Annotated in this window: 19 protein-coding genes and 1 tRNA gene; 14 read left to right on the forward strand and 6 right to left on the reverse strand. The window is 69.5% G+C overall.

Annotated features, from left to right (window positions below; genetic code table 11):
* Nucleotides 1-57 precede the first annotated feature (57 nt).
* Nucleotides 58-978 (forward strand): NAD(+) diphosphatase, encoded by a 921-nt coding sequence (nudC, locus tag BN2660_RS11160; protein WP_091231718.1) that lies wholly within the window; start codon nt 58-60, stop codon nt 976-978.
* Nucleotides 975-2,696 carry an ATP-dependent helicase gene (locus tag BN2660_RS11165; RefSeq protein ID WP_091231721.1) on the forward strand — a complete coding sequence of 574 codons (1,722 nt, stop codon included), beginning with the start codon at nt 975-977 and terminating at the stop codon, nt 2,694-2,696. The genes nudC and BN2660_RS11165 overlap by 4 nt, the downstream gene beginning before the upstream one ends.
* A gap of 772 nt (nt 2,697-3,468) precedes the next feature.
* Here the strand turns inward: BN2660_RS11165 and BN2660_RS11170 are convergent.
* The gene (locus tag BN2660_RS11170) at nt 3,469-4,923 is read right to left on the reverse strand and encodes a zinc-dependent metalloprotease (RefSeq protein WP_091231724.1); all 1,455 of its coding nucleotides are present in this window, start codon (nt 4,921-4,923) and stop codon (nt 3,469-3,471) included.
* A gap of 117 nt (nt 4,924-5,040) precedes the next feature.
* Here BN2660_RS11170 and BN2660_RS11175 point away from each other — a divergent pair, with 117 nt between their 5' ends.
* Both BN2660_RS11175 and BN2660_RS11180 read left to right on the forward strand, forming a co-directional pair.
* Nucleotides 5,041-6,135 carry a YlbL family protein gene (locus BN2660_RS11175; protein WP_091231727.1) on the forward strand — a complete coding sequence of 365 codons (1,095 nt, stop codon included), beginning with the start codon at nt 5,041-5,043 and terminating at the stop codon, nt 6,133-6,135.
* Nucleotides 6,136-6,207: 72 nt separating this feature from the next.
* Nucleotides 6,208-9,105, forward strand: a complete 2,898-nt coding sequence (locus BN2660_RS11180; RefSeq protein WP_091231731.1) for a UPF0182 family membrane protein — start codon at nt 6,208-6,210, stop codon at nt 9,103-9,105.
* A 199-nt stretch (nt 9,106-9,304) separates the two neighbouring features.
* On the opposite strand, the gene BN2660_RS11185 is transcribed toward BN2660_RS11180, so the two are convergent.
* A tRNA-Met gene (locus BN2660_RS11185) sits at nt 9,305-9,378 on the reverse strand.
* 79 nt (nt 9,379-9,457) lie between these two features.
* On the opposite strand from BN2660_RS11185, the gene BN2660_RS11190 reads away from it, so the two are divergent.
* Nucleotides 9,458-10,273 carry a carbon-nitrogen hydrolase family protein gene (locus tag BN2660_RS11190; RefSeq protein ID WP_091231734.1) on the forward strand — a complete coding sequence of 272 codons (816 nt, stop codon included), beginning with the start codon at nt 9,458-9,460 and terminating at the stop codon, nt 10,271-10,273.
* Here the strand turns inward: BN2660_RS11190 and BN2660_RS11195 are convergent.
* Nucleotides 10,252-11,484: an aminotransferase class I/II-fold pyridoxal phosphate-dependent enzyme gene (locus tag BN2660_RS11195; RefSeq protein WP_091231737.1), complete on the reverse strand. Its 1,233-nt coding sequence runs from the start codon at nt 11,482-11,484 to the stop codon at nt 10,252-10,254. The genes BN2660_RS11190 and BN2660_RS11195 overlap by 22 nt on opposite strands.
* A gap of 100 nt (nt 11,485-11,584) precedes the next feature.
* Between BN2660_RS11195 and BN2660_RS11200 the strand changes: the two genes are divergently transcribed.
* From BN2660_RS11200 to BN2660_RS11210, 3 genes are read left to right on the forward strand one after another with little or no spacing between them, the layout of a single operon-like run.
* Nucleotides 11,585-13,165 carry a S1C family serine protease gene (locus tag BN2660_RS11200; RefSeq protein ID WP_091231739.1) on the forward strand — a complete coding sequence of 527 codons (1,581 nt, stop codon included), beginning with the start codon at nt 11,585-11,587 and terminating at the stop codon, nt 13,163-13,165.
* Nucleotides 13,166-13,222: 57 nt separating this feature from the next.
* Nucleotides 13,223-14,476, forward strand: coding sequence for a CDP-glycerol glycerophosphotransferase family protein (locus tag BN2660_RS11205; protein WP_091231742.1), 1,254 nt, complete (start codon nt 13,223-13,225; stop codon nt 14,474-14,476).
* Nucleotides 14,473-15,909, forward strand: coding sequence for a CDP-glycerol glycerophosphotransferase family protein (locus BN2660_RS11210; protein ID WP_091231746.1), 1,437 nt, complete (start codon nt 14,473-14,475; stop codon nt 15,907-15,909). The genes BN2660_RS11205 and BN2660_RS11210 overlap by 4 nt, the downstream gene beginning before the upstream one ends.
* Before the next feature lie 38 nt (nt 15,910-15,947).
* On the opposite strand, the gene BN2660_RS11215 is transcribed toward BN2660_RS11210, so the two are convergent.
* A complete protein-coding gene (locus BN2660_RS11215) occupies nt 15,948-17,021 on the reverse strand; it encodes a glycosyltransferase family 2 protein (protein WP_255305129.1) in 1,074 nt (357 codons plus the stop codon).
* Between the two features lie 102 nt (nt 17,022-17,123).
* Between BN2660_RS11215 and BN2660_RS11220 the strand changes: the two genes are divergently transcribed.
* The 6 genes from BN2660_RS11220 (at nt 17,124) to BN2660_RS11245 (ending at nt 23,037) form a co-directional block, all read left to right on the forward strand.
* The gene (locus tag BN2660_RS11220) at nt 17,124-18,407 is read left to right on the forward strand and encodes a CDP-glycerol glycerophosphotransferase family protein (RefSeq protein WP_091231749.1); all 1,284 of its coding nucleotides are present in this window, start codon (nt 17,124-17,126) and stop codon (nt 18,405-18,407) included.
* Nucleotides 18,408-18,409: 2 nt separating this feature from the next.
* Entirely contained in the window at nt 18,410-19,180 is a 771-nt protein-coding gene (locus tag BN2660_RS11225; RefSeq protein ID WP_091231753.1) for a biotin--[acetyl-CoA-carboxylase] ligase, read from the forward strand.
* Nucleotides 19,181-19,231: 51 nt separating this feature from the next.
* Nucleotides 19,232-19,786: a PH domain-containing protein gene (locus BN2660_RS11230; RefSeq protein ID WP_255305130.1), complete on the forward strand. Its 555-nt coding sequence runs from the start codon at nt 19,232-19,234 to the stop codon at nt 19,784-19,786.
* Nucleotides 19,787-19,874: 88 nt separating this feature from the next.
* Nucleotides 19,875-20,999 (forward strand): 5-(carboxyamino)imidazole ribonucleotide synthase, encoded by a 1,125-nt coding sequence (locus BN2660_RS11235; RefSeq protein WP_091231756.1) that lies wholly within the window; start codon nt 19,875-19,877, stop codon nt 20,997-20,999.
* Nucleotides 21,000-21,118: 119 nt separating this feature from the next.
* Nucleotides 21,119-21,586, forward strand: a complete 468-nt coding sequence (purE, locus tag BN2660_RS11240) for a 5-(carboxyamino)imidazole ribonucleotide mutase (RefSeq protein WP_091233593.1) — start codon at nt 21,119-21,121, stop codon at nt 21,584-21,586.
* Nucleotides 21,583-23,037 (forward strand): LCP family protein, encoded by a 1,455-nt coding sequence (locus tag BN2660_RS11245; protein WP_255305131.1) that lies wholly within the window; start codon nt 21,583-21,585, stop codon nt 23,035-23,037. Before purE ends, BN2660_RS11245 begins: the two co-directional genes overlap by 4 nt.
* Nucleotides 23,038-23,226: 189 nt before the next feature.
* On the opposite strand, the gene BN2660_RS11250 is transcribed toward BN2660_RS11245, so the two are convergent.
* Nucleotides 23,227-23,808 carry a hypothetical protein gene (locus BN2660_RS11250; RefSeq protein WP_091231759.1) on the reverse strand — a complete coding sequence of 194 codons (582 nt, stop codon included), beginning with the start codon at nt 23,806-23,808 and terminating at the stop codon, nt 23,227-23,229.
* A gap of 143 nt (nt 23,809-23,951) precedes the next feature.
* The gene (locus BN2660_RS11255; RefSeq protein WP_091231762.1) at nt 23,952-25,712 is read right to left on the reverse strand and encodes a DUF4012 domain-containing protein; all 1,761 of its coding nucleotides are present in this window, start codon (nt 25,710-25,712) and stop codon (nt 23,952-23,954) included.
* Nucleotides 25,713-25,714 lie beyond the last annotated feature (2 nt).

Below are 25,714 nucleotides of genomic sequence, written 5' to 3' on the forward strand. Positions count from 1 at the left end.
GGGTAGGTCGGCTCAGGGGCGGTCCCGCCTCCGCCACGCCCGTGAGAGAGGGAGTCGATGACCACAATGCGCCCATCCCTCGACCGCGCCGCCGAATTGCGCACCGAATCGGGCATCGTCGATCGACTGCGCGGCGAGGAATCGAGCCGAGTGATCGCCGTCCGCGACGGGCGGGTGCGCATAGCCGGCGCAGACCTCCAGGAGGCCGCGCTGCTGCGTGTTCCGCCGGCGGAGATCGCCGAGGCGACGTGGGCGCTGCTCGGACGCGACGCCGAAGGACATGCGGTGCTGCTGGCCTCCCTCGCGCCGGAGGCGGACAGTGTCGACGCCGCCCCGGCGGAGACCTGGCTCGGGCTCCGCGACTTCGGCGCGAACCTGAGCGCCGGGGACTCGGAGCTGCTCATCGAAGCCCTGGCCCTCGCCGGCTGGCTCCGCGACGCGCCGTTCTGCCCGCGCTGCGGAGGAGGCACCGAACTGCGTCAGGCCGGGTGGTCGCGGCGATGCCTGGTGTGCGGACGCGAGCACTTCCCGCGCATGGACCCCGCTGTCATCGTGGCGGTCGAGAGTCCGGACGGCGAGCGGCTGCTCCTCGGAGCGAACGCGAACTGGGGAGGGCGGATGTACTCGTGCTTCGCGGGATTCACCGAGGCGGGGGAGTCCCTGGAGTCGACGGTGCACCGCGAGCTCGAAGAGGAATCCGGCGTCCGCCTGTCGTCGCTCCGCTACATGTCGTCCCAGCCCTGGCCGTTCCCTCGTTCGCTGATGCTCGGCTTCCGCGCCGTGGCGGTCGATGAGGACGAGGTGCGCCCCGACGGCGAGGAGATCATCGACGTCCGCTGGTTCACGCGAGACGAGATCGGCTCCGCTCTCCGCGGCGACGGACCGGTGGGTCTCCCCGGCCCTGCCTCCATCGCCCGAGCACTCATCGTCTCCTGGTTCGAGGAGCGACCCGGCTCCGTGGGGAGCGACCCCAGGTGAGCGCGCTCGACGCCCTCGACGATCGTCAACGCGAGGCGGCGTCGGTGCTGCGAGGTCCTGTGGCGGTGCTCGCAGGTGCCGGCACCGGCAAGACCAGGGTCATCACCCATCGCATCGCCCACGGCGTGGACACCGGCGCGTACTCGCCGTCGCGAGTCATGGCGGTCACCTTCACGGCGAAGGCCGCGGGAGAGCTCCGCGGTCGTCTGCGCGCACTCGGAGTCGAGGGTGTCGCGGCGCGTACGTTCCACGCGGCCGCGCTCGCGCAGCTGAACTTCTTCTGGCCGACGCTCGCCGGATCGCCCGCGCCGTCGATCATCGACAACAAGGTCCGGATGCTCGGGCAGGCCGCCGACGCGATGCGTCTGCGTCCGAGCACCGCGACCCTCCGCGACATCGCGTCCGAGATCGAGTGGCGCAAGGTGTCGATGCTGTCGATCGAGCAGCACGCCGCGCAGGGGCGGACCGTGAGCGGGTTCGATCCGACGCAGATGGTCGAACTGCAGCAGCGCTATGAGGCGCTGAAGGACGAGAGGCACCAGCTCGACTTCGAGGACGTGCTGTTGGCGTGCGCCGGGATGCTCGAGGCGGAGCCGAGAGTCGCCGCGTCCGTGCACGAGCAGTACCGCCACTTCACCGTCGACGAGTTCCAAGACGTCTCGCCGCTCCAGAACAGACTGCTCGAGCTCTGGCTCGGGGATCGTCGCGACATCTGCGTGGTCGGTGACGCGAGCCAGACCATCTACTCGTTCGCCGGAGCGGAGCAGAGATTCCTGCTGGAGTTCGAGCGACGGCATCCGGACGCCACGGTCGTGCGTCTCGAGACCAACTACCGCTCGCAGGCACCCATCCTGGAAGCCGCGAACGCGCTTATGCACGGACGACCGGGCGCCCTCGAACTGGTACCGGCCCGAGAGACCTTCAACGCCGAGGCTCCCACGGTCACGGCGTACGACAGCGAGCGGGAAGAGGCCGAGGGGATCGCCGCCGCGATCGCCGCGCGCATCCAGGCCGGCGCATCACCAGCGGACATCGCGGTGCTCTACCGCGCGCACGCCCAGTCAGCCGCGATCCAGCAGGCGCTCGCCGCGGAGGGGATCGCGACGTCCGTCCTCGGCGGGACGCGGTTCTTCGCCATGCCCGAGGTTCGACAGGCGATCCTCGCGCTGCGGGCCGCAGCGGTCGCACCGACCGAACAGGGATTCCTTCCCGGCGTGCAGCGCGTGCTGCGCGAACTCGGTCTCACCGATGACCCTCCCGCGGCGGGCGGGGCCCAGCGTGACGGATGGGAAGCCAGACGGGCGATCCTGCGACTCGCCGAGGAGGCGGGGCCGGACGAGAACCTGCGCAGCTTCAGCGACACGCTGATGGCGCGGGCGAAGGACCAGCACGAGCCGACCATGCGCACCGTGACCCTGTCCACCTTGCACGCGGCGAAGGGGCTCGAGTGGCCGCACGTCCATCTCGCCGGGTGGGCGGAGGGGGCGCTGCCCATCTCGTACGCCACCGGGTTCGAGGCGATCGACGAGGAGCGCCGCCTCGCCTACGTCGGCGTCACGCGAGCCGCGCGTACTCTCTCCCTGTCGTGGTCCCGGTCTGCCGGTCGAGGGGATCGTGCGCCCTCGAGGTTCCTGGCAGAGATAGGAACGACCGTTCGCGGCACCGGCATTCTTCGTGAAACGTCACCGACCGCCACGCGCGGTGTCCGTCAGCGCTGAGCTCGACGAAGCGTCCGGTCTGTGACGTGCGCGACAGCAGCTGCGCGACGACCGTCGCCGCCTCGGCCATGCGGGCAGCGCTCACCGGGCCCGCTGACCGCCCGATCAGCTGGGCGTGCATGCGCGGCCACGCCGGATCGTCGTCCCGCTCGTGCTGCCCGAGGCAGGCGAGGCAGGGCGTCTCGCCGGGTACCACCACGGGGCCGACCGAGATGCGCCCGCGCTCGAGCGCGACGGGAAGATGCGTGACGTCCTCGCGGAGGTAGCGGGCGAACTGCATAGCCGCCGCGGCGCCTTCGATCAGGATCACCCCGATGTCGCCCGGATCCTCGCGGGTTCCGGCGGCCACCCCCTCATCGGCGAGCGCCTCGCGCATCCGGTACTCGCAGCGCGCGTCCGCCACATCGATGCTCTCGACCCATGCGGCATGGGGCGTCTCGGGGTCGTCGACGAGCAGTGGATCGAGTCGGGCGAGCAGCATCCTGGCCTCGCCCCGCGGAGCGCCGACGGAGTGCGCCAGAACATCGAAGGATGCTCGGCGGAAGCCCGCCGCCATACGCCCGACCAGCAGTTCGACCCACGGCTCGGACGCAGGTATCCGCAGGGTGCCCTCTATGCCGACCTGCAGTGTCTCCGCGTCGCGCCAGAGAAGCGGGACGCCGGGATCCAGGCGGGTGATCGTCTTGGGAGTCAGCGGAGACATCCCCCGATTCTGCGGATCCTCCCGCCTCAGTGGGGCGGGCTCAGCGCATCCGTGGAGAAGTCCCGCGCGTCATACCGGCCTATCGCCGCCTGTTCCCTCGTCGTCGGCCGGGCCGTCCGTGTCCGGAGAGGCGTCCGCTCCGTCGGAAACCCCGTCCGGGCCCGAAGCGCCGGGTCTCGCGTCGCCGCCGTCGGCCGAGAAGTCCTCGCCGTCGAGCAGGCGCGCGAGTGCCTCGTCGAACTCGTCGGCGACGGGCTGCTCTCCGCGGGCCGTCGCCTGCAGCCGCGCCACGAGCGCGGACGGGTCATCGATGTCCTCCGAGGTCGGCATGAGGTCCGGGTAGTCCCAGAGGGCGTCTCGTCCGGCCGTGCCCACCGCATCCGTCACCGCCTGCCACATGGCCGACGCCTCGCGGAGCCGCCTCGGTCGCAGCTTGAGTCCCACCAGGGCGCCCAGCGCGTCTTCGGCCGGTCCTCCCACGGCGCGACGTCGGCGCGCCGCCTCGGCGATCCGCGCGCCGTCGGGGAGCCGTGACGTCGCCTGCGCGGTCACGACATCGACCCAGCCGTCGATCGTCGCGACGAGGTTCTCCAGGCGGGCGAGGGCGTCGCGCTGCGCGTCGGTCTGGGTGGGCAGGAGAGCGCCGCCCTCGATCGCGGCCCGCAGCTCCTCGGGGTCGGACGGGTCCAGTCGGCTCGCGACGTCCTCGAGCGCGTCGACGTCGACGGTCACGCCTCGGGCGAAGTCGGTGATCTGCGCCATGACATGGAGGTGCAGCCACTTCGCGTGACGGTAGAGCCGCGCGTAGGCGAGCTCCCGCGTCGCGAGATACAGGGTGATCTGGTCCTCGGGGATCTCGAGTCCCTCGCCGAAGGCAGAGAGGTTCTGCGGGATCATGGCCGCCGTGCCCGCAGGCAGCACGGGAATGCCGACGTCGCCCCCGGAGACCACCTCGAGAGACAGGTTGCCCAGCACCTGTCCAAACTGTGCGGCGAAGACCGAGCCTCCGAGTCCGCGCATGAGCTTGCCCGCGCCCTGCACGAGTCCGCGCATGTCGTCGGGCACCTGCGTGTCGAGGGCGCTCGTGAGCGCGTCCGCGATGCTCGTCGACACGGGGTCGGCGATCTCCTTCCACACCGGCAGCGTCGCCTCGACCCACTCGCCGCGGGTCATCGCACGGGGCGTCTCCGCCAGTTCGGAGATGGTCGTCGCCTCGCCGAGCCAGAGGTCTGCCAGGGCGAACGAGTCGGCGAGGGACGTGCGTGCGCCGTCGGCGATGCCGAGGCCGTCGCGGTTGGCGATGTGCAGCGCCTGGCGGAGGGCGTTCTCCCAGGCGTCGCCGCCGAAGGCCCCCTGCAGCTGCGCCATGATGGACTGCATCATGGCGGGGTCCAGCTGGAGCCCGTCCATGCCGGAGAACGCGTTGCGCAGCGCCTCCGGATCGATGTCGCCGGCACCCTGGCCGGCCATCATGCGTCGGAGGAACTCCTGGAAGTCCTCGGGGGTGGGGTCGTTGTCTGCCATCGCGATCGCCTCTCAGCACGTCTGAAGCCGTGGGATCTACGCTAGTCACAGGATGCGCCGCGAGACCCCGCCGCGGGCAGATCGCTGTACGCCGCCCGCGAACGACGGAGGAACCCTGTGGATCGAACACGGTCTGTGAAGCTCGGACTCGGAGTCTGGGCACTGATCGTCGCGTTGATCGCGCTCGTGGTTCTGACCTTCCTCCCCACGCCGTACGTCATCCAGCGGCCGGGGCCCGTCTACGACACCCTCGGCACCGCGGCCGACGCCGACGGCGAGCAGGTTCCGCTGATCAGCGTCGAGGGTGCGGACACGTTCGAGACGGCGGGCACGCTGGATCTCACCACCGTCCAGGTGGTCGGCAATCGCGAGCGCACGCCGAGCTGGTTCGAACTCGCGCTCGCGTGGACGGACCCGTCCCGGGCGGTCGTCCCGCTCGACTCCGTGTTCCCCGAGGGCGTCACCACCGAGCAGCGTGACGAGCGCAACGCCACTCTCATGGTCGATTCGCAGCACGAGGCGACGGCGGCGGCCTTCACCGAGCTCGGCCTGGAGACCGGTGCTGAGGTGGCCGTCGTCGAGGTCGTCGAGGGCGCTCCCGCGGAGGGAGCCCTGGAGCCCGAGGACATCGTCACCGCGATCGACGGCACCGACGTGACGTCCGCGAAGCAGCTGCGTGAGGCGATCCAGGATGCCGAGGGCGACCCGATCGTGTTCACCGTGCTGCGCGACGGCGAGGAGCAGGAGGTCGAGGTCACGCCCGAAGAGCACGTCGACGGCGATGTCACGACCTGGCTCATCGGAGTGACCCTGCGAACCGACTACGACTTCGAGGTCGACGTCACCTTGCAGCTCGACAACGTGGGCGGTCCCAGCGCGGGGATGATGTTCGCGCTGGGGATCATCGACACGTTGACCCCTGGAGAGCTCAACGGGGGAGAGAACGTCGCCGGCACCGGCACGATCGAGGCCGACGGCACCGTCGGACCCATCGGCGGCATCCGTCAGAAGCTCTACGGCGCGCGTGACGCCGGTGCCGAGTACTTCCTCGCCCCCGAGTCGAACTGCGACGAGGTCATCGGGCACATCCCGAACGGGCTGACCGTGGTCAGCACCGCCACGCTCGACGACTCTCTGGCAGCCCTCGAGGTGATCGCCGACGGCGGCGACGTCGCAGCGCTCCCGAGCTGCGATGTGGCGAACGCCCGATGAGCGCATCCGCCGTGACCTCCCCGTGACAGGGATGACAGCCGGAGCACAGTGAGGCGTGCCTAGGATGGGACAGTGACCTCGACCCCCGCACCGAACTCGGCCACTCCCCGAACCTCGCGAAGAATCTTCGGCATCTCGTTGGCGATCATCGCCGCGCTCATCGCCGTCTTCTTCGTCTTCTCGTCGCTCTACACCGAATTCCTCTGGTTCGACCAGGTGGGCTTCGCAGGTGTCCTCACCACCCAGTGGTTCGCCACCGCGGTGATGTTCGTCATCGGATTCCTCGGAATGGCCGTCCCGCTGTTCGTGGCGATCCAGCTGGCGTACCGTCTGCGCCCCGTCTACGTGCGCCTGAGCTCGCAGCTCGACCGGTACCAGGAGGTCATCGAGCCGCTCCGGCGCCTCGCGATGTGGGGCATGCCGATCTTCTTCGGTCTGTTCGCCGGGTTCTCGGCGGCCAGCCAGTGGAAGACGGTCTGGCTGTGGGCGAACGGTGTCGCCACCGACCAGGCCGACCCGCAGTTCGGCGTCGACACGGGCTTCTACATGTTCGCGATGCCCTTCTACTCGATCCTCGCGGCGTTCGTGTCGGCGGTGCTGCTGCTCACGCTCATCGTGACGGCCCTCGTGTCCTACCTGTACGGCTCCGTCCGCATTGGGCAGGGCGAGCTGCGCATCTCGAAGCCCGCCCGCATCCAGCTCGCGGTGATCGCTGGCCTCTACCTGCTGGTTCAGGCGGCGAGCCTGTGGCTCGATCGCTACAAGACCCTCGTCACCCAGGACGACCGCATCGTCGGGCCGGCATACACCGGTGTGAACGCGACGATCCCCGGGCTCGCGATCCTCGCGATCATCGCCGCCCTCGTCGCCGTCCTCTTCTTCGTCACGGCCGTCATCGGCCGGTGGCGCTTCCCGCTCGCGGCGACGGCGCTCCTCATCGTCGCGTCGCTCGTCGTGGGCGTCGGATTCCCGTGGGCCGTCACGACGTTCCAGGTGCGCCCGAACCAGAACGCCTACCAGGCCGAGTTCTACCAGCGGAACATCGACGGCACCAAAGAGGCCTACGGTGTCGCCGATCTCGAGACCACGCCGTTCGAGGCCGAGACCGACGCCGAAGCGGGCCAGCTGCGCGAGGATGCCGAGACCACCGCGTCCATCCGCATCGTCGACCCCGCGGTGATCAGCCCGGCGGTGCGTCAGCTCGAGCAGTACCGCGGCTACTACCAGTTCCAGGAGAACCTCGACGTCGACCGCTATGAGATCGACGGCGTCATGCAGGACACCGTGGTCTCCGTCCGCGACCTCGACATGGAGGGCGTCGACGTCAGCAACTGGAACAACCGCGCAGCGGTGTACACGCACGGCTACGGCCTCGTCGCGGCGGCGGGAAACCAGCGCACCAGTGACGGCGAGCCGGTCTTCCTCGAGCGCGGCATCCCCTCCTCGGGATTCCTCACCGAGCAGGAGGACTTCGAGCCGCGAGTCTACTTCGGCGAGCACTCCCCGGAGTACTCCATCGTGGGTGCTCCCGACGGCGCCGACCCGGTCGAGATCGACTATCCCCGCGGCAAGGACGGCTCGAACGAGACCAAGACGACCTTCGAGGGGGAGGGCGGCCCCGCGATCGGGAACACCTTCACCAAGCTGCTCTACGCGCTGAAGTTCCAGTCGGAGCAGATCCTCTTCTCGAACCTCGTGAACGAGGACTCGCAGATCCTCTACGACCGCGACCCGAAGACACGGGTCCAGAAGGTCGCGCCGTACCTCGAGCTCGACAGCGACCCGTACCCGACCGTGGTCGACGGGCGCATCGTCTGGGTCATCGACGGCTACACCACGAGTTCGACGTACCCGTACTCGACGAGCGTGAGCCTGTCCGAGGCGATCGCCGACTCGAACGTGCCGTCGCCGACCCTCGCGATCGACGAGATCAACTACATCCGCAACTCGGTGAAGGCGACCGTCGACGCCTACGACGGGTCGGTGACCCTGTACGCGTGGGACGACGAGGATCCGGTGCTGCAGACGTGGCAGAAGATCTACCCGTCCACGCTGAAGTCGGTCAGCGACATGTCGTCTGACCTGATGAGCCACGTGCGGTACCCGACCGACCTGTTCAAGGTGCAGCGCGACATCCTCGGCACGTACCACATCGACACGGCCGGCTCGTTCGCTCAGCAGGACAATCGCTGGCAGACGCCGAACGACCCGCGCAGCGACGCGGTGCTCCAGCCGCCGTACTACCTGACGATGCAGATGCCGGGTCAGGATTCACCGCGGTTCTCGATGTTCTCGACCTTCATCCCGTCGGCATCGGGGAGCGGAGGCAACCGTGACGTCCTGATGGGCTACCTCGCGGTCGACTCGGACGCCGGATCCGAAGCGGGCGTCAAGGCGGAGGGCTACGGGCAGCTGAGGATGCTGGAGATCGACACGGACACCACTGTGCCCGGTCCCGGTCAGGTGCAGAACACGTACAACTCCGACACGGCCGTCGTGCCGCAGCTGAACCTCCTGCAGCAGGGCGAGTCCGAGGTGCTCTACGGAAACCTCCTGACATTGCCGGTCGGCGGCGGTCTGCTCTACGTCCAGCCGGTCTACGTCCAGTCGTCGGAGGGCACGAAGCTCCCGCGTCTGCAGAAGGTGCTCGTCGCCTTCGGTGACAAGGTCGCGTTCGAGGACACACTGACCGCAGCACTCGACACGCTGTTCGGCGGTGATTCCGGAGCGACGGGCGGCGACGACCAGGTCGAGCCGGTCGAGCCCGATCCCGAGACCGGAGAGGTACCGACGACGCCGGCCGAGCCCACAGATGTTCAGGCGGAGGCCCTCGCCGCCGCTCAGCAGGCTCTGACGGATCGCGATGCCGCTCTGAAGTCGGGCGACCTGACGAAGTTCGCCGAGGCCGACAAGCGGCTCACGGATGCTGTCAATGCACTCCTCGAACTCGAGGCGGCAGCGGGGGAGTGACCTCCCTCTGACGATCGGATGGGCGCCCTCTTCGGAGGGCGCCCATCTGCGTATCCGTAGCCGTAGCCGTCAGACATCGCCTGCGAGCAGTGCCGGCGTCAGGCGCGATCATGCTGAGAGAGCAGTGCCGCGACCCGGAACTGGAAAAGCGAAAGGCCCTCTGATCTGGATTTCTCCCGATCAGAGGGCCTTTCATTTGTTGCGGGGACAGGATTTGAACCTGCGACCTCCGGGTTATGAGCCCGGCGAGCTACCGAACTGCTCCACCCCGCGGCACGAGTTATAGCCTAACACGGATTCTGAGAGGTCGCGAATCGAGGCCACGCTCGGACCGATGCGGGAGGATGTGAGCATGACCGATGTCACTTCCTCCGCCGCTGTGCCCGTCGCGGTCTGCCAGTTCGCCCCGACGGACTCGCGCGCGGCGAACCTCGACCGCATCGCCGCGCTCACCGCACAGGCCGCGGCGCGCGGGGCGAAGCTCGTGGTCTTCCCCGAGTACTCCAGCTACTTCGTGAACCCGATGGATGCGACCCTGGCGCAGAACGCGCAGAGTCTGGACGGCGAGTTCGTGGCGGCTCTCACCGCCCTCGCTGCGGACTACGGGGTGGTGATCGTCGCGGGGCTCGTCGAGAACGGGTCCGACGACACACACGTACACAACACCGTGGTGGCGGTGCGGGGCGACGGGATCCTGGGCGCGTACCGCAAGCAGCACCTGTACGACGCCTTCGGCCAGAAGGAGTCCGACTGGATCGAAGCGGGGGAGCTGACGACGTCGACCTTCGAGGTCGCCGGCATCCGGTTCGGTCTCATGACGTGCTACGACCTGCGGTTCCCGGAGGTCGCGCGCGGACTCGTCGACGCCGGGGCGGATGTGCTCGTCGTCCCTGCGGAGTGGGTGCGCGGTCCTCTCAAGGAGCACCACTGGACCACGCTGCTCGCGGCGCGCGCGATCGAGAACACGACATACGTCCTGGCGGCCGATCACCCCGCCCCCATCGGAGTGGGCCACTCGCAGATCGTGGACCCGCAGGGCGTGGTGCTCGCCGGCGTCGGTTCCGAAGAGGGCATGGCCGTATCCGTCGTCGAGCGGTCCGTGATCGAGCGCGTGCGCGCCGTGAATCCCTCCCTGCAGATGCGGCGCTATGCCGTGCGGCCTCGCTGAGACGAGCGGTCTCCGAAGCCGGTCGCCAGTCGCGCCGCCGCCTCCTCCAGCACCTCGATGCGCTTGCATGCGGCGAATCTGACCAGCCCGGCATAGTCGGCGCGGTGGTGCGCGGACGTGAAGGCGCTCAACGGGATGGCCACCACTCCCGCCCGCTCCGGCAGCGCGCGGCAGAAGGCGGCGGCATCCCGCCCGCCGAGCGGCGAGGCGTCTGCGACGGTGAAGTACCCGCCCTGCGGTACGTGCACCTCGAAACCCGCCGCTCGAAGGCCGGCACCGAGCACCTCGTGCTTGCGCGCCAGGGTCTCGGAGGCCTCCGTGAAGTACCGGTCGTCGAGCCGCAGCCCCACGGCGACCGCCGGCTGGAACGGCGCTCCGTTGACGTAGGTCAGATACTGCTTCACGGTGAGCACCGCCGTGATCAGCGGGGCGGGGCCATGCACCCAGCCGATCTTCCATCCGGTGGTCGAGAACGTCTTGCCGGCGGAAGAGATCGTGAGCGTGCGCGATGCCGCACCGGGAAGCGTCGCGATCGGCGTGTGCGGAGCGGAGAACGAGAGGTGCTCGTACACCTCATCCGTCACGATGATCGCGTCGTGTCTGTCGGCGAGCCGGACGATCTCGGCCAGGATCTCGCGTCCGAACACCGCGCCGGTGGGGTTGTGCGGATCGTTCACGAGGATCACGCGCGTGCGATCGGTCACCGCTGCGGCGAGGCGATCGGCGTCCGGCTGGAAGTCGGGGGCTCGCAGCGGAACGGTGACCAAGCGGGCGCCGGCGAGGGCGACGGCCGCGGCGTAGGAGTCGTAATAGGGCTCGAAGACGACGACCTCGTCGTCGGGCCCGTCGATGAGGGCCAGCAGAGCGGCCGTGAGCGCCTCGGTGGCACCCGCGGTCACGATGACCTCGCGCTCCGGATCCACGGTGAGGCCGTAGAAGCGCGACTGATGCTCGCTGATCGCCGCCAGCAGGTCGGGCAGTCCCCGTCCGGGCGGGTACTGGTTCGCACCGGCCGAGATCGCGGCTCGCGCAGCCTCGAGCACCTCGGCGGGACCGTCCTCGTCGGGGAACCCCTGGCCCAGATTGATCGCCCCGGTCCTGGCCGCTGCCGCGGACATCTCTGCGAAGATGGTGGGGGCGACGGTTCCGTCGTCGGCCAAGAGACCGGCACCTGCCGCCGTGCGCCGCCACGCGCCTGGGATGACACTCATGAAGAACAGGCTAAGGCCATAGGTGAAACTCATCTTCGCCATACGAAACGCACAGATACAGGCGTCACTCTGAAGGGGCGTTGTTGAAGGAGCACACACCATGAACGAAGACAGCACCCAGGACCACTCGGCACCCGCGTCGCACGACGCCGTGCCGTCCACCCAGGCAGCAGAGGTCGTCGACCGTTCGACGACGCATGCCGCCGCTCAGACCACCGGCGCCGACGCCGCGGCGCCGCGCCCCGGCCAGGGGCACGAGGTCCCGTCGACGTTCACCTCGACGCCCGCCGCAACTCCGGCCGCGCCGCTGAACCCATTCGCCCCTCCGGCGTCGCAGGCGCCCGGCTACGGCGCTCCCGCGCATCCCGGTGCCCCGACGCATCCCGGCGCTCCGACCGCCACGGCCGGAGGCGCGGCCTTCGGCATCCACACCGCGGATCAGCCGACGCAGCCCTTCGGCGCGGACACCGCGACGAAGCAGCAGAAGCCCCGCGCCGGCGTGAAGTTCGCCGCCATCGTCGTCGCCGCAGCCCTGGTCGGCGGTGTCGCCGGATTCGGCGGCGGAGCGATCCTCGACGGCATCTCGAACGACGACTCCACCGGAGTCGCTCAGGGCCCCAGCACCGTCACCGTGAACAACCCCGGATCCGTGAACGAGACGACAGCCGTCGCCACCGAAGCCCTCCCGTCGGTCGTCACGATCGAGGTCGCCGGGGCGAACGAGGCCGGCAGCGGGTCGGGCGTCATCATCAGCGACGACGGCTACGTGCTGACGAACACCCACGTCGTGACCCTCGGCGGTGCGGCAGCGGATCCCGCGATCCGCGTCACGACGTCCGACGGACGCATCTTCGAGGCGACCGTGGTGGGCACCGACCCGATCTACGACCTCGCCGTCATCAAGCTCACCGGGGCAGAGGACCTGACGCCGATCGAGTTCGCCGACTCGTCGGAGCTCAACGTCGGCGACACCGCGGTGGCCCTCGGCGCGCCGCTGGGGCTGTCGAACTCCGTCACCACGGGCATCGTCAGCGCGCTGAACCGCAGCATCCAGATCGCATCGTCCGCTCTGCCGGACTCGTCGTCCGAAGACGCCCCCCAGGAGCAGCAGACCCCTGAAGAGGGCGAGGGTCCGTTCCAGTTCGACCTGCCGGGCAACACGAACCAGCAGACCTCCGAATCGATCTCGATCGCCGTCATCCAGACCGATGCCGCGATCAACCACGGCAACTCCGGAGGCGCCCTGGTGGACAGCAAGGGTGAGCTGATCGGCATCAACGTGGCGATCGCGAGCTCGGGGAGCTCCGAAGAGTCGGGGTCGATCGGCATCGGCTTCGCGATCCCGTCGAACATCGCTCAGCGCGTGGCGGAGGAGATCATCGCCGACGGCGCAGCCACCCACGGCCTGCTCGGCGCATCGGTGCAGGACGCGGCGAGTGTCGAGGGCGCCTCGGTCGCCGGCGCCTACATCGCCGACGTGACCCCGGGCGGCGCCGCTGCCGAGGCGGGCCTCAAGACCGACGACGTGGTGACCGCGTTCAACGGCGCTCCGATCACCAGCGCGAGCGATCTCACCGCACAGGTCAGGGCCGCGGCCGGCGGCAGTGATGCGAAGGTCACCTACATCCGTGGCGGCAAGGAGTATGAGATCGACGTCACCCTGGGCGATCTCGCCGGCTGAGGCCCGCCGTCTCGGCCGCTGCCAGGTGAGGACGCCACCCCGCGATAGGCTCGCGGGGTGGCGTCCTTCTCTTTCGGATCCGGCAATGCGGCCAAGCTGCTGCGGATCCCGCTCTATCTCGCGGGGCGCGTCGGCACGCTGCTGGTTCCCCGCGGAGACCGCTGGGTCTTCGGGTGCGGCGCGGGGATCGGCGACGGGGCCCTGGCGCTCTGGAGGCTGGCCGACGAGCGCGGCCACGACACACTCTGGCTGACGGCGTCCGACCGTGAGGACCAGGACGCCGCGGCCCTCGGCATCCGCACCGTCCGCAAAGACACCCTTCGCGGCTGGTGGGCGACGGCGCGCGCCGCGGTCGTGGTCGTGACCCACGGGCTCGGGGACGTCAATCGCTACGCCGACTCCGGAGCGTTCGTCGTGCAGCTCTGGCACGGCATCCCGCTGAAGCGCATCGGTCTGGATTCACCCGCCACGACGCAGGTCCCCGCCGTTCCCGGCGCTTCGCTGCTTCGACGGCTCATCGGGCTCCTCTACCGCAGCGCGGCCCAGCGCATCCGTGTGCTCCCCGCGGCCTCGCACCGATCGCGAGGGCGGTTGGAATCGGCCTTCGCGCTGGGTGACGATCGCGTGGTGGTCACCGGCGAGCCGCGGGTCGATGTGCTCTCCCAGGGAACGGCTGACGAGCGCACGGCCCGCGCTTCCTCCGTGCTGCGTCATGCCCTCGGCGAGGAGCTGCCCGTGGGAAGCCGGACGATCCTTTACGCGCCCACCTGGCGCGACGGCGCGGCCGATCCCGCCATCCCTGACACGGCGCAGTGGACGGCGATCGTCCGCGCGCTGGAGGAGCATGACGCGGCGCTCCTCATCCGCTCGCATCCGCTCGGCGAAGGCGGCTACCACCCGCCGAAGACGGGCAGGGTGAGGATGCTGGGCTCCGGTCTCGTCCCCGATGTGACTCCGGTGCTCCCCGCGATCGACGTCCTCATCACCGACTACTCCTCGCTCGCGTACGACGTCGGGCTTCTCGAGATGCCGGTGCTCTATCTCGCGCCGGACGCCGAGGAGTACGCGAGGACCCGCGGATTCTACGGTCGCTACGAGGATGTCGCGGGGTCGGATGTCGCCGAGGACTGGGATGCGGTCCTCCTCCGGCTCGGCGCCCTGCTCGCCGACGACGGCGTGTTCGAGGCGGCATCCCGCCGTTCCGCTACGCTCAGCGCGGAGATGCATGCGTTCCGCGACGGACGCAACACCCGTCGGGTGTACGACACAATCCGTGCGCGGGGGATTCCCGCGCCGAAGGGAGCAGCATGACGACCGCCCGGATCGATGAGACGGCAGAGACGCTGGTCATCGCAGGGACCGGCGAGCGCCCCTCGGCGGCGGAGCTGATCGGGCCCCGAGCGCGCGTGGACGCGCGCATGACCGGCGGCGGGAAGAACTGGACGGCGACCTTCCCCCTGCGGGCATCGAGGTGGGGCGGCGTCGAGCTGCCTCTGCCCACGGGCCGCTACGAGATCCGCATCCCGGGCGTCGAGCTGGAGGATCTCCACATCGCCGCGCACGTGCTGTCGGGTGTGCGGATCGCGCTCGACGGTGCCACGGCGCGGATCGCCGCTCCGATCGACCCCGTGTACGAGACGGTCGAGGGGCAGGCGACGCTCGAAGGACGCTACGTCGCTCACTCCGGCGCGAGCGAGAACGCGGTCTTCTTCGAGAGCTTCTACGGGCGCAGCGTCGGCTGCAATCCGCGTGCCATCGACCGCGCCCTGGCTGCCCAGGCGCCGGATGTGGTGCGCTACTGGAGTGTGGTCGACCTGTCGGTCGCCGTGCCCGAGGGCGCTGTCGCCGTCGTCGAGGGAAGCCCGGAATGGTGGCGGGCCCGCGCCTCGGCACGCCTGCTCGTCGTGAACGACTGGCTGCGTCGGCGCTTCGCGCGCAAACCCGGCCAGCGGGTGCTGCAGACCTGGCACGGCACGCCTCTCAAGCGACTGGCTCTGCACCGCCCCGGATTCGACCCGCGTCGCATGGCGGCCGTCGTCAAGGAGTCGCGTCGATGGGACGTGCTCCTCGCACAGAACACGTACTCCGAGCGCATCCTCCGCAAGGCGTATGCGTTCTTCGGGCGTCCGATCTGGGTCGAGGGGTACCCGCGCAACGACGCGCTCGTCACCGGAGACCGCCGGTCGATCCGTGCGTCGCTGGGGATCGACGAGGGGGAGCGCGTGCTCCTGTACGCCCCGACCTGGCGCGATGACCGCAAGGAGATGGTCGATTTCATCGATCCCGAGAAGCTCGCACAGCAGACCGACTCCGTCGTCCTCGTCCGCGGGCACTCGCGCACGATCGAGGAGGGACGCGATCGCGCGGGTGCGAGAGTGATCGACGTGACCGGCTATCCGGAGACCGCCCAGCTGCTGCTGGCGGCCGACGCGCTGATCACGGACTACTCCTCGGTGATGTTCGACTTCAGCGTCACGGGGAAGCCGATGTACTTCCTCGTGCCCGACCTCGCGCACTACCGCGGGCAGCTCCGCGGGTTCTACTTCGATCTGGCGTCCCGGGCGCCGGGCCCGCTGGTCGACACCCAGGACGAGCTCGTGGCAGCGCTCGCCGACGAGGGTATGCAGCAGGCCTACGCACAGCGCTACGCGGCATGGCGCGCGCAGTTCAACGCGCGTGACGACGGCCATGCCGCAGAGCGGGTGGTCGCGCGCATCCTCGATCAGGGGTTCGTCACACGCTGAGCGGGCCGGCTCTCCGGCCCGTCCGATGATGTCCCACGCTACGGGAGCGGCGTGTTGCGGGTGCCGAGCCGCGACGCATCCACGGTGTCCCGTGCGCCGCGCAGCACACCGCCGATGAAGCCCAGGCCCCAGGACAGATGCATCGTGGGGAGGACGACCACCGTCCACAGTCGCTGTCGGACGCCACCGCCGGAGGGCGAGGAGGCGACCGCGAGCACGAGCAGCACGTAGACGAGCAGGGGCAGGTACATCAGCGCGGAGAAGACGAGAGACAGGGCGCCGCCGATCACACGCGTCGCCTGCAGCACGCCGACCAGAGCGGCGACGGCCACGAGCACGACGAGACCCGGGGGAGCGAAGTAGCGGATGCCGTTGCGACGGCCGAACCGCCGGACCAGCTCTCCTCGCCATGCACCCGTCGCGCGGAACTGGCGGGCGAGTCGCAGCCAGCTCTCGCGCGGCCAGTAGGTGACGGCGAGCTGCGGATCGAACCAGACCCGGTGCCCGGCCTGACGGATCCGCAGGTTGAGTTCCCAGTCCTCGCCGCGGCGGATCGACTCGTCGAACAGGCCGACCTCGTCGAGGACCTCGCGTCGCATGACCCCGAGGTACGCCGACTCCGCCTCGCCCTCCTCTGTGCCTCCGTGATACGCGCCTCCGCCGAGGCCGACCGGCGAGTTGTACAGCCGGGCGACGGCCTTCTGGAACGGCGTGCGTCCATCGGCGCGCATGACGCCTCCGACGTTCGCCGCGCCGCTGCGCTCCAGGGTCTCGAGAGCACGCGCCGCGTACCCGGGAGAGAGCTCGGAGTGGGCGTCGACCCGGATGATCGTCGCGTAGCGGCTCGCCCGGATCGCGGCGTTCAGCCCGACCGGGATGTGGGCGGCGGGATTGTCGACGAGGCGGATGCGCGGATCGTGGGCGGCGAGCTCGCGAGCGAGCTCGGTGGTGCCGTCGGAGGAGGGGCCAAGCGCGAGGACGAGCTCGGCCGGCAGGTCGAGCTCCTGCGCGAGCACGGAGCGGACGGCGTGCTCGAGATAGGCGCGCTCGTTCAGGACCGGCATGACGAACGACACCCCGGGCTCGGGAGAGGTGATGTCGATGTCTGGCACATGACGATCATGGCATGAGCGGCCGGGACGAACGCTGACCGTGGCGGATGCGCCGCGGCGCTCGGGTGATCGCGCCCGGACGTCGCTCGGTATCCTGGAGGGATGGGTGCAGTGTCCGATTCGAAGAAGGCCTACCGTCTGTTGAAGCGGGCGCTCGTCTCTCGCACCGCCGTGCAGCGGGTGCGTCGCCGTCTCGCCGCGAGCGAGCCCCACGAGCCCGGTCGCTACCGCGTCGCCGTGTACTTCGCGGACGGCGCCGTGAACATGTACCAGATGCGTCAGTGGTACCGTCCGCTCGCCGAACTGGCACGGCGCTGGCCGGTCGTCGTGCTCGCGCGCTCGGCCACAGGAGCCGACCGGCTGCTCGACGAGGAGGCGCCTCCCGTCGCGTTCGTCCCGACCATCGGGGATCTCGAGCGGTTCATCGCCACGCAGGACATCCGGGTCGTGCTCTACGTGAATCAGAACACCCGCAACTTCCAGATGTTCCGATACGGGCGTCGGTGGCACGTCTTCATCAACCATGGCGAGTCCGACAAGATGTACATGACGACGAACCAGTACAAGGCGTACGACTACGCGCTGGTCGCCGGTCAGGCGGCTCGGGACCGGCTCTCGCGCACGCTGTGGGACTACGACATCGACGGACGCACGATCGAGATCGGCCGGCCGCAGGCCGACCACTACGCGGGGTCGCTGCCCTACACCCCTGACGACCGCACGGTGGTCCTCTACGCTCCGACGTGGGAAGGCGACCGGCCGAGCGCGCACTACGGCTCGATCGCCACGCACGGCGAGAAGCTGATGGGCGCCCTGCTCGCGTCGCGTCAGCACCGGGTCGTCTATCGCCCGCATCCGCGCAGCGGAGTCGTCGACCACGAGTACGGCGCAGCGCACCGCCGGATCGTCGCGGCCATCTCCGCGGCGAACAGCGCCGACCCGTCCGCCCAGCACGTCTACGACGACGGGGCGGATCTCGGGTGGCAGCTCGCTGCGGCCGACGTCGCCATCGTGGACATCTCGGCGATGGTGTACGACCGCCTGGCCGTGGGCAAGCCGTTGATGATCACGAGGCCGCAGGACGAACGCGCCTCGATCGACACCAACGGCTATCTGTCCGATTGCGAGTGGCTGACGGCCGGCTCCGCGTCTGACATCGTGTCAGAGGTCGAGCGCGTGCGGGCGGACGAGGCGGCGATCGCCAGGCTCCGCATGTGGGTCCAGCACTACTTCGGCGACACGACACCCGGGGTGGCCACCGAGAAGTTCCACACGGCGATCGAGCGCCTCATGCAGGAGTGGGACCGCTGGCACCAGCACGAGGTCGGCGCGATCCGCCGCGACGAGGACGACGACGACGACGAGGTCGACGACGAGGAGGTCTGAGCATGGAGCTTCCGCTCGTCCGCGCGGTCGTCCCGCGCATCGATGTGCTCGCCGAGGCCGGGTCGACGAACGCGGAGCTCCGCGCCTCGGCTGACGAGGTCGCGGCCTGGCCCCATCTGTCGACGGTGATCACGGACAACCAGACGGCGGGCCGAGGTCGGCTCGACCGCACCTGGACGGCGCCGGCGGGAACGTCCCTCGCGGTCTCCGTCCTCCTGCGGCGGCTGCCTTCGCGCGTCGACCTCCGGGGATGGATCCCGCTCGCTGCGGGTGCGGCGATGGCGGATGCCGTGGCGGACCAGCTCCCCGAGCACGCCGTCGAGGTGAAGTGGCCGAACGACGTCCTCGTCGACGGTCGGAAGATCTGCGGCATTCTCGCCGAGGCCACCACCGAGGCCGTGATCGTCGGCACGGGCGTGAACACGACGATGACGCCGGATCAGCTTCCGGTGCCGTCGGCCACGTCGTTCGCGGTCCTCGGCGTCGACGTGGATGTCGACCTGCTCCTCGTCCGCTACCTGACCGGACTCGACGGTCTCGTCTCCGCGCTCGCCGCGTCCGACGACGCTCTGTTGAGTGGCCTCCATGCAGAGGTGATCCGCCGCTGCGCGACGATCGGCCTCGCGGTGCGGGTGTCGCTCCCCGGCGATCGTCTGCTGGAGGGGGTGGCGGTTGCGCTCGACGGCGAGGGACGACTCGTGGTGCGCGCGGACGGCGTCGACCATGCGGTGTCGGCGGGCGACGTCGTGCATGTGCGGGCCTCCCGAGCTTGACACGCCCGGCGAACAGAGCCTCTTGTCAGTGGTGACAGGCACAATGGAGGGGTGACCCAGCCAGTGACTCTCGGCGGACGGCCGACGATGCCACCCCCCGGCGCGCCCAGCGAGGAGCTGCTCATCGCGCGCTTCCGGGGACACGCCCGCCGGCTCTTCTGGTCGGCCCTCGTGCTCATCGCCGTCTTCGGAGCCACTGCCTACTTCTTCGACAACCTTCCCGAGCCGTTCGAGAACTGGATGCTGCTGAGTGCGGCCGGGGCGGTCGTGCTGCTGCTCGTGGTCGTGCCGTACATCGTCTGGTTCTCGCGCACGACGACGGTGACGACCCGTCGGGTCATCGTGAACCAGGGCATCGGCTCTCGCAGCCGTCGCGAGATGTCACACGCCCGCGGGTACACGATCGGGGTTCGCAGGGGCCTCGCGCAGCGCCTGTGGGGAGCGGGCACCATCACGCTCTCCAACGGGGTCGATGCTCCGCTGCGGCTGCTCAACGTGCCGAACGTCACGCTCGTCCACGAGACCCTCGCCGACCAGATCGAGGTCAGTCAGATCCTCGCCCACCGCGACGCCCAGTCCTCCTACGACGGGCCCGGCGAATTCTGAACCGATCGTTCGCCGGAGGTCAGGCGCCGGCGTGTGATCGACACGCGCAGTGATGCGCGAGAATGGTCTGGACGAATGGAGGCGGCACATGGCGCTGCGTGTGGGCGTGATCGGTGGAGGTCAGCTGGCCAGGATGATGATCGCCCCGGCGGTCGAACTGGGTCTCGAACTCAGAGTCCTCGCTGAAGACGAGGGAATGTCCGCTCAGCTCGCGGCGACCGCCGTCGGCGACTACCGCGACCTCGAGGTGGTGCGCGCTTTCGTCGCGGATGTCGACGTCGTCACGTTCGACCACGAGCACGTGCCGCAGGAGGTGCTGCGCGCCCTCGTGGACGACGGCGTCGCCGTGCATCCCGGTCCCGATGCCCTGCAGTTCGCTCAGGACAAGCTCGTCATGCGGGCGCGCCTCGCCGAGCTCGGCGTGCCCCAGCCCGACTGGGCGCCCGTTCGCGACGCCGCGGAGCTGCAGGTGTTCCTCGATGCGCATGGCGGTGCCGGTGTGGTGAAGACCCCGCGGGGCGGGTACGACGGCAAGGGCGTCCGCGTGGTGCGGTCGGCCGACGAGGCGCAGGACTGGCTGGGCGGTCTCGCCGAGGGCGAGGCTCTTCTGGTCGAGGAGCTCGTCTCCTTCGCGCGTGAGCTCGCGCAGCAGGTCGCGCGGCGGCCCAGCGGTGAGATCGTGGCGTACCCCGTGGTCGAGACCGTGCAGCGCGACGGCGTCTGCGCCGAGGTCATCGCACCGGCGCCGGCTGCCGCAGGGCGCCTCGTCGAGGTGGCGGAGGGCATCGGTCGTTCCATCGCCGAAGGGCTGGGCGTCACCGGCATGCTGGCGGTGGAGCTCTTCGAGACCGACGACGAGCGCATCCTGGTCAACGAGCTCGCGATGCGACCTCACAACAGCGGCCACTGGAGCCAGGACGGTGCGGTCACCGGGCAGTTCGAGCAGCACCTGCGAGCCGTCGCCGATCTTCCGCTCGGCGACCCGTCGCCCCGTGCACCGTGGTCGGTGATGGTCAACATCCTCGGTGGGCCGTCAGAGGGGACCATGGGCGACCGGTTCGCGGCCGCGATGAGCGAGCATCCGTCGGCGAAGATCCACACCTACGGCAAGGCCCCGCGACCGGGTCGCAAGGTCGGGCATGTCAACGTGTCGGGAGATGACCTCGATGACGCGGTCTACACGGCGCGCGCGGCAGCCGCGCACTTCGACTGACCCGCCGGACGATGGTCGCGCAGGGCGTGCCGTTCGGGGTTTCTCTCAGCCCGAGACCGTAGCCTGAGTGAGTGACTGAGCCATTGCACTCCTCCACCGCGCCTCTCGTCGGCGTCGTCATGGGTTCCGACTCCGACTGGCGCGTGATGAAGGACGCGTCGCAGGCGCTCACGGACTTCGGCATCCCGCACGAGGTGGAGGTCGTCTCGGCCCACCGCACGCCAGACAAGCTCATGCAGTACGCACGCGAGGCACGTGGCCGCGGCATCCGGGTCATCATCGCAGGCGCCGGGGGAGCAGCCCATCTTCCCGGCATGCTCGCCTCCATGACGCCCCTGCCGGTGGTGGGTGTGCCGGTTCCGCTGGCGTACCTCGACGGCATGGACTCGCTGCTCTCGATCGTGCAGATGCCTGCCGGCATCCCCGTGGCGACGGTCTCCATCGGCGGTGCGCGCAACGCCGGCCTGCTCGCCGTGCGCATCCTCGGAACGTCCGACGACGAACTCGCCGACCGCGTCGAGGCGTACGCGCTGGACCTCGAGGTGCAGGTCGAGGAGAAGAACGAACGGCTGAAGGGCTCGCTGTGACGCTGGCGCCGCCGCGCGGAGCGACCCGGCCGCTGATCGAGACACGGCCGCTGCGTCGTCCCGACACCTCGGACGCGTCGATGATGACCAAGCGCGGCTGGTGGCTGGTGCTGCTCAACGTCCTCGTCCCCGGTTCGGCGCAGGTGCTCGCAGGAAGCCGCCGATTGGGCCGTTTCGGCCTGGGCGCGACGCTCCTCGCATGGTTCCTCGTCGTCGTGGCAGCGGGGCTCGCACTGTTCGCGCGCCCCGTGCTGCTCTGGCTCACGGTCGGAGGAGGCTTCTTCTCGGCCGCCCTGCTCACGCTCGTGCAGGTGCTGCTCGTCGCGTACGTCGTGCTGTGGATCGTGCTCACCTTCGACGTCCTGCGGCTCGTCCGGCTCGTCAAGGTGCCCGGTCTGTCGAAGTTCGCGATCCCTCTCGTCGCTCTTCTTCTGCTCGGCCTGGTCGGCGGGGCCACCGCCTACGCGGCGTCCGTCGTGGGCTCTGCGCGCAACACGATCAGCTCCATCTTCGGACAGAGCGGCCCCAGCCTGCCGCCGAGCGACGGGTACTACAACATCCTGCTCCTCGGAGCCGACAGCGGCGAAGGCCGAGACTCGATGCGGTTCGACAGCATCTCCGTGGTGTCGGTGAACGCGAGCACGGGCGCTGTGACGATCACCGGCATCCCGCGCGAGCTGCCCCACGCGCCGTTCAGCGGCGGCAGCCCGATGCAGGCGCTGTACCCCGACGGCTTCGAAGGGCACAGCTCGAGCTCGTGCGGCTGGAACGGCTGGATGAACCACGTCCGCAACGCCGCAGAGATCTGCCGCGAGGATGCCGGAGCCAGCCTGTACCCCGATGCGGCCGCACACGGGTCGGACGCCGGTATCGAGGCGACGAAGGATGCGGCCGAGGGCGTCCTGGGCATCGAGATCCCGTACTACGTGTTCGTCGACATGCATGGCTTCGCCGACCTCGTCGACGCCCTCGGGGGCGTCAAGATCACCGTCACGGAGCGTCTGCCCAAGGGCGGCCCGCCCGATGGGACGGACCCCTATGACGTCGACGCCTGGGCGATCGGGTGGATCGAACCCGGCGAGCAGGTCATGGACGGCGACACCGCGCAGTGGTACGCCCGCTCTCGTTACACGACGAGCGATTGGGATCGGATGAAGCGGCAGCGGGAGCTGCAGGCGGCGATCCTCGCTCAGTTCACCCCGCAGACCGTGCTCACCCGCTTCAACGAGGTCGCTGCGGCCGGGACGGCGCTGATCAGTACGGATCTGCCGCAGGACAAGCTGCCCGAGTTCTTCGATCTCATGACGAAGGCGAAGGAGCAGCAGGTGACGACCATCGAGCTCACGCCCGAGACCGGTGTGGACGAGTACGAACCGGACTACGCCTTCATCCATCAGCTGGTCCAGCAGACGCTGCACCCTCCGACGGAGACCCCTGCACCGACGCCGTGACCCCGAGGCGCCAACTGACGGGGCGCAGTTGACCAGGCGCAGGAGCGCGCAAAAACCCACGACGGTCACCCGAGAGTGGAAGGTGGCCGTCGTGGGCCCCCGGTCCAGGACCGGATTCGCCAGACGACGGTGATCGGAGGGGGAGGGATCACCGTCGTCCAGTCGACCCCCGCAGAGCGAGGATCTGACCTAGGCGCGCTTGCGACGCGCGACGCCGGTGGCGACGAGTGCTCCTCCAGCGACCAGTGCGGCCGCTCCACCCCCGAGTACCCACGGCGAGACTTCGCCGCCCGTGAGCGCGAGCTCGAGGCTCCCGCCCGTGAGCGGCAACTCGGTGCCCGCCGCCGCGACGCCGGGATCGTGATCGCAGCTCGTGGCGGCGTCGTGACCCTGCGACACGGTGATGGTCGCGGTGTACGATCGCGTCCCCGCGAAGGCGAGGGAATATGATCCCTCTCCGTCGGACGGCGGACGGAACGTCACCAGGAGGCTGCCGTCGGCAGCCGCCGTGTTCCCCGAGATCGCGGAGTCGCCGGCGTCTTGACCGGAGACGGACACGCCGACGTTCTCCGACGGCTGGAAGTAGCCCGCGCCGAAGGCGACGGACGAGACCTCGCAGGTGTCGATGATCGGATCCTCGACGGCCACGCGGGGCGTGTTCGCATACGAGTCGTCCGCGGTCGGGACGGTCGGTGCGGCGGAGGCGACAGACGGTGCCATGAGCACCAATGCGCCAGCGGTCAGGCCGATTGCGGCCAATTTCTTCAGCATGATTCTCCCCAGAAATTCACGCGGAATCGCATCCAGATACACCCCTGCATCCGTCTGCGTGGGCTCATCCTGTCCCCACGACAGAATTGCTGAACCCAGATATTCCCCAGTGGAGATGACACTACATCATCGAGGGGGCAAAGTCACGACGCGCAACGCAGTTCTGTGCGGGAGATGTCGGGGCCGTCGATCATGGGCGTGTGATCGACCACCGTCAGCCGTTCGCCGGCCCCCGTGCCCTGGAACTCGACCGTCACGGTCGTCGATTCCCCGGGCGCCAGGAGGACGTCGTGCTGCACGGCGGTCCTGGTCCCGAGCAGCGCTGTCTGCACCGGCTGCTCCTCGCCGTCGCGGTCGATGTGCACCGGCGTGGCCCCCTCGGGGCCGTACACGGAGATGAGGGTGCGCACGGAACCGGGCGACACCCCATAGGTGCCTCCGCCGGTGACGTAGATCGGGAGCGAGGTGGCGGCGTCCGCGGGGGCGTCGCTCGTCCACGTCACCCGGACCTGCGTCGTGGGCTGCCCGTCGCACAGCCCGATCGACGTCGTGATCTCGGCATCCGTGTAGTAATCCATCTTCGCGCCGGTCGCGTCGTTCAGGAGCACGCCCACGTGGGTCTCGGAGTCGTCCTCGGGAAGTGCGCCGCCGAGGGTCGACGATGCGAGGAGCGACTGCTCGTCCTCGTGGGCGCTCCAGATCCGGATGCGGTCCTCGGCCGCAGACTCGGCGAGAGCGCCGACGAGGTCCTTCGGATCCGCGCTCGAGAGGGCGGCGCCGAGCAACGTGGAAGCCGCCTGCGCGAAGACCTCGTCCTGCACGAGAGGATCGGGGATGGCCGCGTAGATCTCGGACAGCAGGAGATCGACCACGGTGTCCTTGTCCGCCGTGAACGGCCCGAAGGGCAGGGGACCGGTCACCGCGAGGAGGTTGCGCGTCATGACGGCGTCCACCGCGATGACGCCGTCGACCGGCGTCCCGAACCGCTGCTGCCACCGCGCGGCGATGGTCGGACCCGCCTCGGTGAAGTCGGGGATGCTCGTGATGTTCTGGAGATAGCGGCCGGGGCGGTCCTCGAAGAGCGCGATCGTGGATTCGCTGACCGGCAGAGGAGCGTCGAGCGGCGGGAAGTCGGCCGTGGAGGCCTGCTGGACGAGGCTGATGCGTCCGCCTTCTGCGAGAACCAGGGCGATCGCCCCGACGATGCCGCCGGAGGAACGGAGCTCGGCGTTGTTCTGCATCGCGAGGACGTAGTAGCGGGGCCCCTCGGCGCCGAGCATGCTCGGCAGCAACGCGGCGGCGCCGTGCAGCGACCCGACGATCGTCGCGGCCTGGGTCACGGTCGACCGCATCTCGCGGACGGCGTCGGCGAGGGGAGGGAGCGTCGCATCGGCGTCGATCGCGAGCGCCTGGTCCTCAGCGGCGTCGAGAGTGGAGCTCGCGTCGGCGAGCGGCGGCTCGATCGCCGCGAACGGAGCGAGGTCGATCCCGCCGTTGGAGAGACCCAGAGTGCCCAGGTTCAGCGCACCGGCCGCGTCGAGCACGGGCAGCAGGGCATCGGAGGCGACGTCGTCGGCGATCTCCGACACGTCTCGCACGGCGGAGAAGTTGGGGCCGAGCCACGGCACTGCGGCGAATCCGTTCCAGATCGGATCGGAGGTGAGCGAATGCGCGGACTGCGCGTGATGGGCGATGCTCCGCGACAGGGAGGCCGCGCGATCGAGATCACCTTCGCCGATCGCGGCTTTGAGCCCCTTCGAGGACGTCGCGACCTGCTGCAGATCGTTCACCGCTCCGATGCCCCGCACCGTGACCCACCCGATCGCGAGCACGAGAAGGGTCACGATCACGCCGATGGCCCAGCGGAGCCAATGGCGGCGTACCGGAAGGCGTCCGTCACTCATTC

It is taken from the genome of Microbacterium sp. 3J1, from assembly GCF_001049495.1.
Classification (GTDB): domain Bacteria; phylum Actinomycetota; class Actinomycetes; order Actinomycetales; family Microbacteriaceae; genus Microbacterium.